This window comes from Coleofasciculus sp. G1-WW12-02, assembly GCF_040219735.1.
Taxonomy (GTDB): Bacteria; Cyanobacteriota; Cyanobacteriia; order Cyanobacteriales; family Coleofasciculaceae; genus Coleofasciculus.
On the sequence record NZ_JAVJRX010000029.1, the window covers coordinates 51,298 to 64,457 of the forward strand.

Consider the following 13,160-nt stretch of genomic DNA (forward strand, 5'->3'; position numbering starts at 1 on the left):
TAGTCCAAAACTCTTTTTTTACACTTTTTCTTTAACTAAATGCTTCATTTTTAGTTGATTTTGAGGCGAAATTGCTACAAAATTAGAATAGCAAAAATATTCTCCATAAGTTCTATAATCTAGTTCAAATAATCCAGTTGATTTAAGTAATAATACCTGGTAATCATAAGATTCAAGTAAACTATAGCCTGCGGCTAGGGTGCTACCAGCGCTTGCCCACGCACCACCGTATTCAAATTGGATGACTCCAATTTGATGTTGCGAGAGTAAACCAGAAGCACCTCGAAGTACATGAAGATCATATCCTTCAGTATCAATCTTCAGAAAATCAATATGCCCCAGTTTTCGCTTTTCTACCTCAGCATCTAAAGTCGTTGCATTCACCAATTTTTTAGTAGCATGGGAGTTGCTAAATCCTGCAACCAAGGATGACATTTCTCCGGCTTCTGGTTCTTCAAAGAAAGACATTTCTGCAATGTTGTCTGAAACGGCTGCTTTGATTAGTGAGAGATTTACTAATCCTTCAAAGCGCTGTTTTAGCTTTGCAATAGCGTAATCAGACGGCTCAAACAGAAGTCCTTCAATGTGTTTTGGTGCAGCTTCTAGGAATAAGCTAGTCCAGTTCCCTATATTTGCACCGACATCAATAAAAGTAGATGAATTTGGGGCTATGAGCCTAGCCAACCAGGCTTCTCCATTGTAAAAAAAATTAGCATCTTCGTTTAAGTGATATTTGATGATACAACGGCATTGATTTTGTAACAAAATTGCTAATTTAACAGCTAAAGGGGATTTTGCCAATTCTTTATGAAGATAATTTAATAATTCACGATTGTTCATGTTGTTTTACTGTTCGTTATTTGTAATTTTATGTTTCACTCAGCGGGCGATTAATTTTTAAGCTTCCAAAGAACCATCTAAAACTTGATTCACTGAGCGTAAATGCGAATGATAAATTGGTAGAGAAATCAAAATATTCATAGCATTTATATTAGTTGTTTAACCCAAGTTTATTCATTAGGGTTTGATTTATTTTTAATCAATCAAAATGATTCAAGAAAATATTTTATATTGGGTATCGCAAATAAATGAACATTGTTATATCTTGAAATTAATTCTGCCGTGTGTTTTTCTGTGTCAAAAAGTATAATATCACCATCTACTTCTAGTTGAATATAAGCTTCGTAATCGGATAAATGCAATAGTTCTAGAATTTCCTTTACAGCATTTAAACGCTCTGAAAAGTAGCAACAATGAATCTCAATATCTAATTTTGGTCGTGTTTGGAGTACCTGCCGTGCCCCTTTTAAAACTTCTATTTCATGTCCTTCTACATCAACTTTCAAAAAAGTAGGTTTTTCCAGAACAAAAACTTCATCAAGACTTATTATTGTCACTTCAATCACTTCCATATCATCTCGTTCACCAACTGAGCCATTTGGATGATTTGTAAATTTAGTTACTCCCTTTTGAGCGCCAACAGCAACGTTTTTAACTTCAAAATTCGTAACGTCGTTAAGTCTAATATTTTGCCACGCTACTTTTGCATTGGCTGGCAGTGCTTCAAAGCCAATGACTTTTCCAGTAGACCCCACACACCTTGCAAAGAATAAGCCAGTGAAACCAATATTAGCTCCGCAATCAGCTACGATATCACCTTCTTTCAAAAGATTTTCTTTCAACCATACTAATTCCGGCCACTCGGTATGATAGTCGTACCAACCCTGAGCAAATAGATCGCTAATCAAAACCTTAAACTCTTCATCGGCAAATTTTTTGGTTATAATGTAAGGCTTAAATGTATTTTCTTTGTACATATATAAAAGTTTATTTTTAGCTTTTTTGAAAGCTTCAATTAATCCTTTTTCTTTGTATGTTTCTATAAATTTTTTAATAAAATTTATCATTTTAATCACTTTTTTTGTCCTCATACAATCCTCGGTAAGTCATAAATGCATTTATGAAAATTGTTGGTAGCATTGACAATATTTCAAAAATGAATATTTTTTTTACGGTAGAAACTTGTACTAGTGTTATTGTAATAAATTGCGTAACAATAGTACTAGGAACTATTATCCATGAATTTTTAATCCATCCCTTAGAACTATTAAGTGATATCATAATAGAAGCCAATGATTTAATCATAGAATTACCTGCCATAAAAACTAATTCAGATTCAAGATGAGCATATTTTTCTCCTAAAATCCAAAGTAATTCTCTGGGAAATAGTGCTGCAAAACCGATTAAAAATAATGAGAAAAAAATAAATAAACCAATAGTTTGAAAGTAGCGAAACCGTAGTTGATTGACTGACTGACATCGAGCAAAACTAGGTGCAATAATACTGCTCATAACTGAGCCAATAACTGCAAGCAAGACTCCAAGTCTTCCTAATGCTCCTACTTCAGCAATACTTTGGGTATTCCCTAAAATACTAATTAACCATATAGTAAACTGTCCTTGGATACAATAAAAAATAAAATAAGGAGCCTGACTTTTGACAAGCTTGAGAATTTCTTCCCTATCCTTTGGCTGAACTGAGGCTTTATTGTTAACGTTATCGGTAACCCAATAACCTATTAGTAAGCGCTGTAATCCTGACGCAACAGTTGATGCAATCAGGGCAACAGCAGCATTTAAGTAAGTTAAATAGGCAAAACTCAACATACACAGCCGAGAAGCTGCAAAAATTAGCTCCAAGCTTTGAAGTCGATTAATCTGTGAGTGCAGTCGTGGAACTACAACTAACACCCCCGTAGTTAATCTAAAATTAAACTCCACCAACACTATCACGATAATTAAAGTAGCATAAACAATCGAAATGCCATTACTAATTAGCAACCAAAGCAGAATTGGCGTAACCACAATTATAGCGATTACAGCTAAGTAACGCCGCAACTGCATAGCTGTATTGATGAGTTGCCCAAAGCGATACTGATCTTGCCAGACTTTACCCCCAATTACTGAAAGACCACTACCAATCCCCATATCAGCTAGTACATTCATCGTTGCTTGCATGGTGTTAGCGATAGTAAAGTAGGCATATTGTTGCTGTTCCAAAGTGCGAACTAGCAAAATTCCACTGGTAAATCCCAACGCTTGAACGACCAGTTGAGCAGAGACAAATTGGCTGAGTATTTTTGCCCTACGAATTAGAGTAGAGGGCAAGAAAGTTGGAGGCATTTAACGTTCTTTTAATACATCTGAATCCAGAAGTTTAATCACTCTATTGCTTGAGGAGACAACCCAATCAGTAACATCCCTGAAAAGGTGATCGCCAAACACTACTACATACAATACCCAATCAAATTATCAGGACAAACACAAATTTTCTTAAGCGCTCCCAACGCCTCATACTAAATCATGGTTCCCCATCCCCGTTATAATTCAGTCCTTGTCAAGCGGACTTTGTTTGTATAGCAGCGATTTTAATCGCCGTGGCAAAAAGGGGTAAACTTCTCCCATAGACAATAATCGACCCATAGATTTTAAATGGTTACTCTCTAGGTCGATTATCGGTAAAACCAGGTACTTAGACGACGGTGGCAAACCCTACGGCGATCGCTCACGCCATAACCATACCGCCATCGACATTGAACACCTGCCCAGTAATATAAGCGGCGGCTGGATCGGCAGCTAAAAATCTCACCATGCCAGCAATTTCCTCTGGCTTCCCATAGCGACCTAGGGGAATATATTTGATGATATCCTCAGATTTAATGTCTTTGGTCATATCGGTTTCAATAAATCCAGGAGCCACAGCATTTACGGTAATCCCACGAGGCGCTAATTCCTTCGCCACGGTTTTGGTAAACCCAATGACTCCAGCCTTGGCTGCACTATAATTAGCCTGACCCGGATTGCCCATTTGTCCAGCAACGGAGGCAATATTAATAATCCGACCTGATTTTTGCTTGAGCATGATTTTACTGGCTGCCCGAGTACAGAAAAAGACACCCGTCAGATTCAGGTCAATCACCGCCTGCCAATCGTCGGGTTTCATCCGGATCAAGAGGGTGTCGCGGGTAATCCCGGCATTATTCACCAATACGTCTAGGCGACCAAATTTGTCTTTGGTTTCCTTGACGAGAGTCTCGACATCTTCCAGTTTCGAGACATCTGCCTGAAGCGCGATCGCATCTCCTCCGGCTTCTGTAATTGCGGCGACAACTTCATTGGCAGCCCCACTGGAACTGGCGTAGTTAACCACTACCTTCGCGCCCTCTGCGGCTAATGCCAATGCCACAGCGCGACCAATTCCCCGCGACGCCCCAGTGACAATCGCCACGCGATCGCTGAGTTGGGCAGATGTCTGTGATGCTTCCATAAAAAATCTCTCTCTCTACTAGCTGAAGTCAGCTTTTAGCATTTTGCACTAGAATCGAGCCAAACAACTAATAACCGTGATGTTTTGTTATGGCAGTAAAAAAACAGTTTGCCAGTTTTCAGGAACTCCTCTCTGGATCTGATGTACCCGTTTTGGTCGATTTTTACGCGACCTGGTGTGGTCCATGTCAAATGATGGCACCGATCCTCGAGCAAATTGGTGTCCAGCTCAAGGGTAAGCTAAAAGTGGTCAAAATTGATACAGACAAATACCCCCAGATTGCCTCTGAGCATCATATTGAAGCCTTGCCTACCTTGGTACTGTTTAAGGGTACCAAACCCGTAGAACGCATTGAGGGACTAGTCTCCGAAAAGCAGCTTATAGAACGACTACAACCCTTACTCTAAGCATAGAGACGTTCCGTCGGAACGTCTCTACCAACGCGGAACTTGGTACTAATTTTAAGCTGGATCAAGAACTAGATCCGTCCTCCCCACGCCCTGATCAGCTTCACGATGCTGTCGTGGATTCTGGGGAATCACTGGGCGGAATCGTGGCTTTATTCTTTTCCTGTTCCCGCTGTTCCCGTTTTTTGCGATCAGCTTTGATGGCATCTTCGAGGACAATCTGAGCTTGAGCCATTTTTTCCAGGTTACTGCGATACAACTCCAAGTCTTTTTGTAATTTCTCTTGGGGAAGATGCAAGGTTTGACCGATTTTCTGGAGAGTTTCCGTAGACTGTTTCGCGTCTTTGACTAACTCCGGATCTGCCTGTTCCAGAAGGGTATACAAGCCAATCGCAAACAGGCGAGAGTATTTAAACTTAGGATTATCTGCGATCGCGGCAACCGTGGTATGAATATCCTCAGAACCCTCTAGGGGCGTTGGCGAACTAAACCAGTTAACCAGTTCTTTCCCCGATAAACGCCCTACTGCCGCTTTCAGTTTTTCGGCATCATGCTGATACTGTTGCGGATTGCTGCCCACCGCCTGACACAGCGCGTCAAAAATGGATTCTTTATCCCGTTCCGGTCGATAGCCTTGCATGAAGCGGTTAAAGGAAGCGACTACGCCCAAGGCATAGATTGGATCATACTTAAAATCCCCATTGACCGCCAGCAAATGCATCTCGACCATCAATTCTTCTACCACCCGTCGGTAAATCGAGTTGATTGGGCGGGTGTGATAGTTATAAAAATCTCGTTTCGTATCCGAGACGGTGCGAACGTTACTCACAGAGCAAAATATAAAGGATATTTTTTACCATTGTCTCGCTTGAGGGACTCAATTCCCTAGAACCAGAAGAGATGACTCTCTCCTTTGCCAAGCTACTACTCCACTCCTTTCGGGCGCATCCACTACGATGAACGCTTGGTTTTCACCCTAGGGGGTAGAGTCCCAACCGAGTCATTCCTTCCATCTTACCAGTTATTCCCCTACTCGCACTTCCTACCGCTCGCCTTCGACACTATTGGGCGAAACTGAAAAATCAGTATAATGTTTTTTGGCTTGACGCTGTTAATGTGAACCCTCGACTTATGACTCTACCGCCAGAACTGATCACCCTGGCAAGCTACATGGCTGGTGAATTTGACAACCAACAACAGGCGTTGGCTGAACCCGTCTGGTATGTTCATTTACACCTGTGGCAACGCCCTATCCCCTTGTTTAGCGAAGACAGCCTCACCCTCTTTGCCGAACAAGCACCGATTACTAACCTCGCTCGCCCCTACCGTCAAAGGATTTTCCGGCTGTATCAAAGTGACCAACCCTCCACTGGCTTACAGGTACAGTATTATCAGATAAAAGACCCAGAAACCGTTCGCGGTGCAGGTTGCCATCCCGAATTGTTGCAGCAGCTTACCCCCGAAGATATTACCCTTTTACCCGATTGCCGTCTGAACGTGCAGATGCACCAAATTAGTTTAAATAATTACGAATTTAGTACCACTTCAGTCAGTGAGCACCCTTGTTGCTTTAGTTATCAGGGCAATAATTACCAAGTATCCCTAGGCTTTGAAGCAACAGCCGATGAATTTCGTAGCTACGATAAAGGCATCGATCCCAGTACCGGAAAAGCCACCTGGGGAGCCTTGCTTGGTCCATTTCGATTCACAAAACGTCAAGACTTCACGGCTGAACTGCCAATTTAATTAATTATGAATCCCTTTCTTCAGGTTGCCATACTCCGGGGTACACCTTCCAAAGCTTCTTGCTCCGTTTCAAAAATTTCAAACACGGAGTCCATCATCGTAACTTCAAACACCAGTTTGGCTTCGGGATGGACATTACAGATGCGAAAGCTACCTTTTACCTTATCGGCATCTCGCATACCAGCGACTAGAGAGGTTAAACCAGAACTGTCAATAAAGTTAACCTGACTGAGATTAACCACCACATGGCGGCTGAGTTTGGAAATACATTCTTGTAATTTCAGGCGAAATTGCCAAGCTGTGGTGATGTCGAGACGTCCAATTGGCGCCAAAACAATAACCGTTGTACCATCTTTGGTTGTGTGTGTTTTTTGATCAATATGAATCATCGTTTACCTCGCGTGAGACTCCGACTTCAGCGAAGTAAGTCGGAGAGTGTCGTTTGTTCGACAATCCCTGACTTCAACAAAGTAAGTCAGGGTTGTTGAAAAGACCTCCTTGAGCAGCAGTAGCTCCCCTTGACATCACAAGAGGAGCCATAAAGGGTTTGGGTATCAATTCCGTTACTTAGGTGTTGGGCGAATTGTTGAAACAACAAGTAACTTAATTTGGCAACCTATGCTACTTATCCCGTAGTTTAACGCAGATGGTTAGATTAGGTCGAAGGAGTCCAGTTTACCCAATCTTGAGGTTTGAGAAAGATTTCATAAAGTTCAGCCTCTGGTGTATTCGGTTCGGGTTGGTAGCCATATTCCCAACGTACCAAGGGAGGGAGGGACATGAGAATCGATTCGGTGCGTCCGTTCGTTTGCAAGCCAAAGATCGTTCCCCGGTCATAAACTAGGTTAAATTCAACATACCGCCCCCGACGATAAAGCTGGAAGTTGCGTTCGCTTTCGCCATAGTCCATACCCTGTCGCCGCTCGACAATGGGCACATAAGCAGGCAAAAACGCATTACCACACTCCTGCACCCAGGCAAACAGTTGTTCCCAGGTTCGGGGTGGTAACGCCCCCAGTTCCTTGCTGTAAATGGCTGCTGATTTTTCTGGGTGGGGACCTTTATACAATTCCCCGCTTCCGTCTTGATAATCAAAAAACAGTCCGCCAACGCCTCGTGTTTCTTGACGGTGTTTGAGATAAAAATATTCATCACACCAGCGCTTGAATACGGGATAGTACTCTGAGTGATGCTGATCACAGGCTGTTTTTAGTGTTTGATGGAAATGAGCCGCATCTTCAGCAAAGGGGTAGTATGGCGTTAAATCTGCCCCTCCACCAAACCACCAAACCGGTCCTGCTTCAAAGTAACGATAATTTAAGTGAACCGTGGGGATATAGGGATTGCGTGGATGCAGCACCATGGATGTACCCGTGGCATAAAATCCATGACCTGCGGCTTCTGGACGTTGGGTTAAAATCGAGGGCGGAAGCTGAGTCCCCCACACTTCAGAAAAATTAACACCCCCCTGTTCAAAGACAGCGCCATCCCGGATGACACGAGAACGACCCCCGCCTCCTTCTTCTCGCTGCCAAGAATCTTCCTGGAACTGACCCGTACCATCAAGTTCTGCCAAGGATTCACAAATAGTGTCTTGAAGCTGCTGCATGAACTGCTTCACTCTATCCCTAGAGTCAGTGGCAGGTAATGAAGGATTCGGATTTGTTGTCGGTGTCTGAGTTGCGGTCATAATTTCAATAGTAGTAATACAGTATTACCCAAACCTGAAGACTATTGTTGGGTATTTTAAGGGTTCCAGCGTTTATTTTACAGGTTTCTGGTGTCAACTATCCAAACTAATTGCTAGACAATAGAGTGGGGGCTTGATTGTGCTGTCTACCGCAACTGTGCTAACCGGGAAAGACGTTATTGGTTTGATAGTCATCAGAACCGTGGCTTGCCGAACTATGATAAACATTGCTGAAGCGTCGCGATAGGAGGCGTGTTGTGATCCTAAATTTTTCTTTTAAGTTAATCGCTGGTCAAGAGGGTCTTTGGTGCAAGTTTTCCCTCTTTCGGACTTATCGCGCCCTCAGTCAGGCTCCAGTGGACGTTCTTTGGCAAAAATTAATCAATTTGGCAGATGTCTCCTGGAATCCTCTGCTATGTAGCACTAATGCGCCCAGAGGATTAATCCCTAAGCCCGGTTTAATTTACCAGGTGGTGACGCGCTTAATTCCCATTCCTGTGCGAGTTTTTGTCGAACGGGTATTGCCCGGTGAATTAATCAGCGTTCGGATGTTAGCCATTCCGGGGGTAGAAAATCGAGTGACTTATCGGGTGGAGTCAGGCTTGTGTGGGACTTACGTATCCTTTTCGGTGACAATGCGGGGATGGCTATCCCCCTTGCTGTGGTGGTTTATTCGCCCCTATGCTGCCCGTGTCGCTGCTGAATTGGCTCAAGCGGCAGAACAGGGAGCGGTTCTTTGAGCAAATTTTTAGTTTTGAGTGAGGAAATTCTTTGACAGGTGAGGAATGAGTAATCAGCCGTAACCTATTAAGATATTAAGATTAATGAAGATGTTTGTCCCGGCACATTGTCACCCTAGGAACTTTTCCTGATTATGGTTGATATCCATTCAGTCTTAGACGTACTACGTCCTGTACAAGACCCTGAACTCCAAAAGAGTTTGGTGGAATTGAATATGATCCGCAATGTTAAAATCGACGGCGGGACGGTTAGCTTTACACTCGTGTTAACCACACCCGCCTGTCCGTTGCGTGAGTTTATTGTGGAGGATTGCCAAAAGGCGGTGAAGCAGCTTCCGGATGTGGAAGAGGTTGTGGTAGATGTGACAGCCGAGACACCGCAGCAGAAATCTTTACCCGATCGCCAAGGGATTGATGGTGTCAAAAATCTAGTCGCTATTTCCAGTGGTAAGGGCGGTGTAGGCAAAAGTACTGTGGCTGTGAATGTAGCCGTTGCCCTTGCCCAGACAGGAGCCAAGGTGGGTTTGATTGATGCTGATATTTATGGACCCAATACCGCTGCGATGCTAGGATTAGCGGATGCCAAGGTTATGGTGCAACAGGGTCCTCAGGGAGAGGTACTCGAACCCGCCTTTAATCACGGGGTTAAATTGGTATCGATGGCATTTCTGATTGACCCCGATCAGCCAGTAATTTGGCGCGGACCGATGTTAAATGGTATCATTCGCCAGTTTCTGTACCAGGTGAATTGGGGAGAATTAGATTATCTGATTGTGGACATGCCACCGGGAACTGGGGATGCTCAGTTGACCTTAGCCCAAGCGGTACCCATGGCTGGGGCAGTAATTGTGACAACGCCGCAAAATGTTGCCCTCTTGGACTCCCGTCGCGGTTTGAAGATGTTCCAGCAATTGGGCGTTCCGGTATTGGGCATTGTCGAGAACATGAGTTATTTTATTCCACCCGATCTGCCGGATCGCCAATATGATCTGTTTGGCTCAGGTGGCGGCGAAAAAACCTCTCAGGAATTAGGGATACCCTTGCTGGGATGTATTCCCCTAGAAATTAACCTGCGACAAGGCGGCGATCGCGGCTTACCTATTGTCGTGGCTGAACCGGAGTCCCCATCAGCCCAAGCGCTAATCGCGATCGCTAAAAGTATTGCGGCGAAAGTATCTGTTGCTGCCCTTAGCCACCGTTGATAGTTGGTTGAATTCGCAGTAGAAAAAGTAGGAGTACAAGGGACAGCCTTCTTCCCTATTCAGCAATCTATTCTTCCCTATTTTCAGATAGCCTAGGATTTGATCAGGAATTATCCAAAATCTTTTTGAGAAATTCCTGACCCTTACATCTGAAGAGCGCTAATTGCTCTAAACCTCAATCCCATTCCCCAACGATTATGTTCCAAAAGTCATTGAACCGTACCCAAATGCGCTGGCTTATGTTCCTCAGCCGATGGCAGGAATTAGACTGGCAGCTATTATTTGTCAGCATTGCTCTCACCTTCCTGGGTGGGGTGATGATTCGCAGTGCCGAATTTAATGAAGGGCTAACCGATTGGTGGTGGCACTGGATCATTGGGGGTATTGGCTTAAGTTTATGTCTACTCATCGCGCGATCGCGTTACGAAATCTTACTCCAATGGCATTGGATGGTTTATGCGATGACGAATATCTCGTTGTTTGCGGTGATGATTATGGGGACGACGGCAAATGGCGCACAACGGTGGCTGAATATCCTCGGCTTTCACGTTCAACCGTCGGAATTTGCCAAACTGGGTTTGATTATCACCCTGGCTGCGATTATCCACTGGCAACCGGCTTCAACATTAAATGCGGTCTTTCGAGTCTTAGCCATTGCGGCGGTTCCCTGGCTATTTGTATTTTTAGAGCCAAACTTGGGAACATCATTAGTATTTGGTGCGATTACGATGGGGATGCTCTATTGGGGAAATGCTAATCCGGGATGGCTAATCCTACTCGTGTCTCCCATTGTCTCCGCGATCATGTTTAATGTGTTTTTGCCCGGGTGGTTTGTTTGGGTAGCCGCGATGGCATTGATTGGTTGGCGTACCTTACCGTGGCCCCTATTTGGTGGGATTGGGGCATTGGTTGGCAACACGATTTCGGGGGGATTGGGAAACCTGTTATGGGGATTGCTCCAAGACTATCAAAAAAACCGACTGATTCTTTTTCTAGATCCGGATAAAGATCCCTTAGGTGGAGGATATCACTTGATTCAGTCTCGAATTGCAATTGGCGCAGGTCAACTCACAGGGCGAGGACTGTATCAGGGGACACAAACCCAACTCCAGTTTATTCCTGAACAGCATACGGACTTTATCTTTTCTGCCATTGGTGAAGAACTCGGGTTTATCGGCTGTTTGTGCGTTCTATTTACCTTTTGGCTCTTGTGTTTACGGTTAGTGATTATCGCCCAAAATGCTAAGGATAACTTTGGCTCACTATTGGCGATTGGTGTGCTATCGATGATTGTGTTTCAAACTGTCGTGAACATCGGCATGAATATTGGTTTAGCACCCATTACCGGGATTCCCCTGCCATTGTTAAGTTATGGGCGATCGGCATTACTGGCAAACTTTTTAGGCATTGGATTAGTGGAATCGGTTGCCAATCACCGACACCGATTGAAGTTTTAGCGATTTGTCATTTTCATCAAAATTCCTTCGATGCGGGAAACCCCGTGTCTTTAGACCGGGGAGGAACGCACGCTAGCGGTTTTAACCGCATGTAGTTTTTAACCGTGATGAGGGTCGTTAATGTATCTCTGGATTGTTGCTGCACTGACATTGCCTGCCGTTGAAAAAAAGTAGCTATTTGTCCACAAAGAGGGGAGTTTCTTGAGTTCAGGAAACTCCTTTCTAAGGTAGTTGGCACTCCGTCCTTTGAAGGCTTTTGCTACCTGGTAAATTGCGTCTGTCGGATGAATTTCAACAAACAGGTGAATGTGGTCTGGTGCAACTTCAAGCGCTCTAATGTGCCAACCCTTTTCTGTGGCTAATTCACTGAATATCTCAAATATTCTATCACGAATCTTTCCCACTAGCACTTTTTTGCGACGCTTAGGTATCCAGAGAAGGTGAACGACACACAATCCAATAGCGTGGTTGTAGTGCCTATACTCGTATGAATTTTTTCGCATTTGCGTTTTTCCGGGTTGACTGTTGTTTTAATTGTAGATTACAATCAAATAAACGACAAAACTCACTCGTTAAAGCGATGGCTAAAAGCAAGAAGCCTAGGGGAGTACAACAGATGTTGTTACATCCCGAAAAAGAAACAAAAGCCGTCCTAGAATATCTATGTGAGCAGTCAGGAAAACTCTATAACATGGGCGTGTACTTTGCCCGTCAGACTTTTTTCAAGACAAGCAAACTCTTGACTGGAAAGTTTGACTTGATTTATGAGCAAAGCGTGGGAAAGAGTAAAATCGCTCAGTCCCTACCCTCAACACCAGCACAGCAAACACTATTAAGTGTCGCTGAAGCGTTCAAATCCTACAAAAGGTTGCGTCAAGCTTGGTTCAAAGGGCAATTACCAAATAAGCCTAAGCCACCTAGTTATTTAAAAGGGTCAAGACTGTTCAAGGTAGCTTATCCCAATTCAGGAGGACAGAAGCCTAAGCTAGTTGATGGTCAACTTCAGTTCTCACTGGGTTTAACCGTTAAGCGTTGGTTCGGAATTGATAGCTTCAGGCTACCTGCTCCAAGCAACCTTGATATTGCTAAGGTCAAGGAATGGACTATTTTACCTAAAAATGGTGTTTTTTACCTGGAGGCTTCCTACGAAATTCCCAAACAGGAGACATTCGTAGGGATTGACGACCAAGCATTAGCAATTGATTTAGGTACAGCCGACAATCTAGCTGCTTGTGTTGATACTCTGGGCAACTCTTTTCTAATTGATGCCCGTGCCATGAAAGCATTTAATCAATACTGGAATAAGCAGGTTTCGACCAGGAAAGAAGGAAAACCACAGGGGTACTGGGATACCTTTCTTGACCGAGTGACCCGTAAACGCAATCACCGGATGAGGGATGGCATTAACAAGGCAGCTCGGTTGATTATCAATCACTGCTTAAAATATGGCATAAGTACGATTGTTCTAGGATGGAATGAGGGGTTCAAAGATAATGCCAATATGGGTAGACTGAACAACCAAAAATTTGTTCAAATGCCATTGGGTAAACTAAAAGACCGATTGCAGCAATTGTGTGAAGTTTATGGCATT

At 43.7% G+C, this 13,160-nt stretch carries 14 protein-coding genes; 6 read left to right on the forward strand and 8 right to left on the reverse strand.

Translation table 11 applies throughout. The annotated features are described in order from the left end of the window. Positions 1-18: 18 nt before the first annotated feature. The 4 genes from RID09_RS03945 to fabG all read right to left on the reverse strand — a co-directional run bounded on the left by RID09_RS03945 (position 19) and on the right by fabG (position 4,327). Positions 19-840: an FkbM family methyltransferase gene (locus RID09_RS03945; protein ID WP_446334647.1), complete on the reverse strand. Its 822-nt coding sequence runs from the start codon at positions 838-840 to the stop codon at positions 19-21. A gap of 203 nt (positions 841-1,043) precedes the next feature. After that, positions 1,044-1,907, reverse strand: a complete 864-nt coding sequence (locus RID09_RS03950; RefSeq protein ID WP_446334648.1) for an FkbM family methyltransferase — start codon at positions 1,905-1,907, stop codon at positions 1,044-1,046. A 1-nt stretch (position 1,908) separates the two neighbouring features. Further along, positions 1,909-3,183, reverse strand: coding sequence for a polysaccharide biosynthesis protein (locus RID09_RS03955; RefSeq protein ID WP_446334649.1), 1,275 nt, complete (start codon positions 3,181-3,183; stop codon positions 1,909-1,911). 382 nt (positions 3,184-3,565) lie between these two features. Further along, on the reverse strand, positions 3,566-4,327 hold the full coding sequence (fabG, locus tag RID09_RS03960) for a 3-oxoacyl-[acyl-carrier-protein] reductase (protein WP_446334650.1): 762 nt from the start codon (positions 4,325-4,327) through the stop codon (positions 3,566-3,568). A gap of 89 nt (positions 4,328-4,416) precedes the next feature. Between fabG and trxA the strand changes: the two genes are divergently transcribed. Next, positions 4,417-4,734: a thioredoxin gene (gene trxA / locus RID09_RS03965; protein WP_446334651.1), complete on the forward strand. Its 318-nt coding sequence runs from the start codon at positions 4,417-4,419 to the stop codon at positions 4,732-4,734. 103 nt (positions 4,735-4,837) lie between these two features. Here the strand turns inward: trxA and psb29 are convergent, their stop codons facing one another. After that, positions 4,838-5,563 (reverse strand): photosystem II biogenesis protein Psp29, encoded by a 726-nt coding sequence (psb29, locus tag RID09_RS03970; protein WP_446334652.1) that lies wholly within the window; start codon positions 5,561-5,563, stop codon positions 4,838-4,840. Between the two features lie 302 nt (positions 5,564-5,865). Between psb29 and RID09_RS03975 the strand changes: the two genes are divergently transcribed. Beyond that, complete coding sequence (locus tag RID09_RS03975) at positions 5,866-6,480, forward strand: CpcT/CpeT family chromophore lyase (protein WP_446334653.1); 615 nt, start codon at positions 5,866-5,868, stop codon at positions 6,478-6,480. Positions 6,481-6,500: 20 nt separating this feature from the next. Here the strand turns inward: RID09_RS03975 and RID09_RS03980 are convergent, their stop codons facing one another. Next, complete coding sequence (locus RID09_RS03980; RefSeq protein ID WP_006101536.1) at positions 6,501-6,869, reverse strand: STAS domain-containing protein; 369 nt, start codon at positions 6,867-6,869, stop codon at positions 6,501-6,503. Positions 6,870-7,135: 266 nt separating this feature from the next. Then, positions 7,136-8,170, reverse strand: a complete 1,035-nt coding sequence (gene hemF, locus RID09_RS03985; protein ID WP_446334654.1) for an oxygen-dependent coproporphyrinogen oxidase — start codon at positions 8,168-8,170, stop codon at positions 7,136-7,138. A 257-nt stretch (positions 8,171-8,427) separates the two neighbouring features. Here hemF and RID09_RS03990 point away from each other — a divergent pair, with 257 nt between their 5' ends. The 3 genes from RID09_RS03990 (at position 8,428) to rodA (ending at position 11,569) form a co-directional block, all read left to right on the forward strand. Then, complete coding sequence (locus RID09_RS03990; RefSeq protein WP_446334655.1) at positions 8,428-8,910, forward strand: SRPBCC family protein; 483 nt, start codon at positions 8,428-8,430, stop codon at positions 8,908-8,910. Between the two features lie 134 nt (positions 8,911-9,044). Further along, positions 9,045-10,112 (forward strand): Mrp/NBP35 family ATP-binding protein, encoded by a 1,068-nt coding sequence (locus tag RID09_RS03995; protein ID WP_446334656.1) that lies wholly within the window; start codon positions 9,045-9,047, stop codon positions 10,110-10,112. 197 nt (positions 10,113-10,309) lie between these two features. Next, positions 10,310-11,569, forward strand: coding sequence for a rod shape-determining protein RodA (gene rodA / locus RID09_RS04000; protein WP_446334657.1), 1,260 nt, complete (start codon positions 10,310-10,312; stop codon positions 11,567-11,569). Positions 11,570-11,667: 98 nt separating this feature from the next. Here rodA and tnpA read toward each other — a convergent pair whose 3' ends face one another. Next, positions 11,668-12,072, reverse strand: a complete 405-nt coding sequence (tnpA, locus tag RID09_RS04005; RefSeq protein ID WP_446334658.1) for an IS200/IS605 family transposase — start codon at positions 12,070-12,072, stop codon at positions 11,668-11,670. A 77-nt stretch (positions 12,073-12,149) separates the two neighbouring features. Between tnpA and RID09_RS04010 the strand changes: the two genes are divergently transcribed. Continuing rightward, positions 12,150-13,160, forward strand: a 1,011-nt coding sequence (locus RID09_RS04010) for an RNA-guided endonuclease InsQ/TnpB family protein (protein ID WP_446334659.1), incomplete at its 3' end; no start/stop codon positions are given.

Bases quoted from the DNA above. Each gene is read 5' to 3' on its own strand.
- RID09_RS03945 (WP_446334647.1), bottom strand. From the start codon at position 840: ATGAACAATCGTGAATTATTAAATTATCTTCATAAAGAATTGGCAAAA.
- RID09_RS03950 (WP_446334648.1), bottom strand. From the start codon at position 1,907: ATGATAAATTTTATTAAAAAATTTATAGAAACATACAAAGAAAAAGGA.
- RID09_RS03955 (WP_446334649.1), bottom strand. From the start codon at position 3,183: ATGCCTCCAACTTTCTTGCCCTCTACTCTAATTCGTAGGGCAAAAATA.
- fabG (WP_446334650.1), bottom strand. From the start codon at position 4,327: ATGGAAGCATCACAGACATCTGCCCAACTCAGCGATCGCGTGGCGATT.
- trxA (WP_446334651.1), top strand. From the start codon at position 4,417: ATGGCAGTAAAAAAACAGTTTGCCAGTTTTCAGGAACTCCTCTCTGGA.
- RID09_RS03975 (WP_446334653.1), top strand. From the start codon at position 5,866: ATGACTCTACCGCCAGAACTGATCACCCTGGCAAGCTACATGGCTGGT.
- RID09_RS03980 (WP_006101536.1), bottom strand. From the start codon at position 6,869: ATGATTCATATTGATCAAAAAACACACACAACCAAAGATGGTACAACG.
- hemF (WP_446334654.1), bottom strand. From the start codon at position 8,170: ATGACCGCAACTCAGACACCGACAACAAATCCGAATCCTTCATTACCT.
- RID09_RS03995 (WP_446334656.1), top strand. From the start codon at position 9,045: ATGGTTGATATCCATTCAGTCTTAGACGTACTACGTCCTGTACAAGAC.
- rodA (WP_446334657.1), top strand. From the start codon at position 10,310: ATGTTCCAAAAGTCATTGAACCGTACCCAAATGCGCTGGCTTATGTTC.
- tnpA (WP_446334658.1), bottom strand. From the start codon at position 12,072: ATGCGAAAAAATTCATACGAGTATAGGCACTACAACCACGCTATTGGA.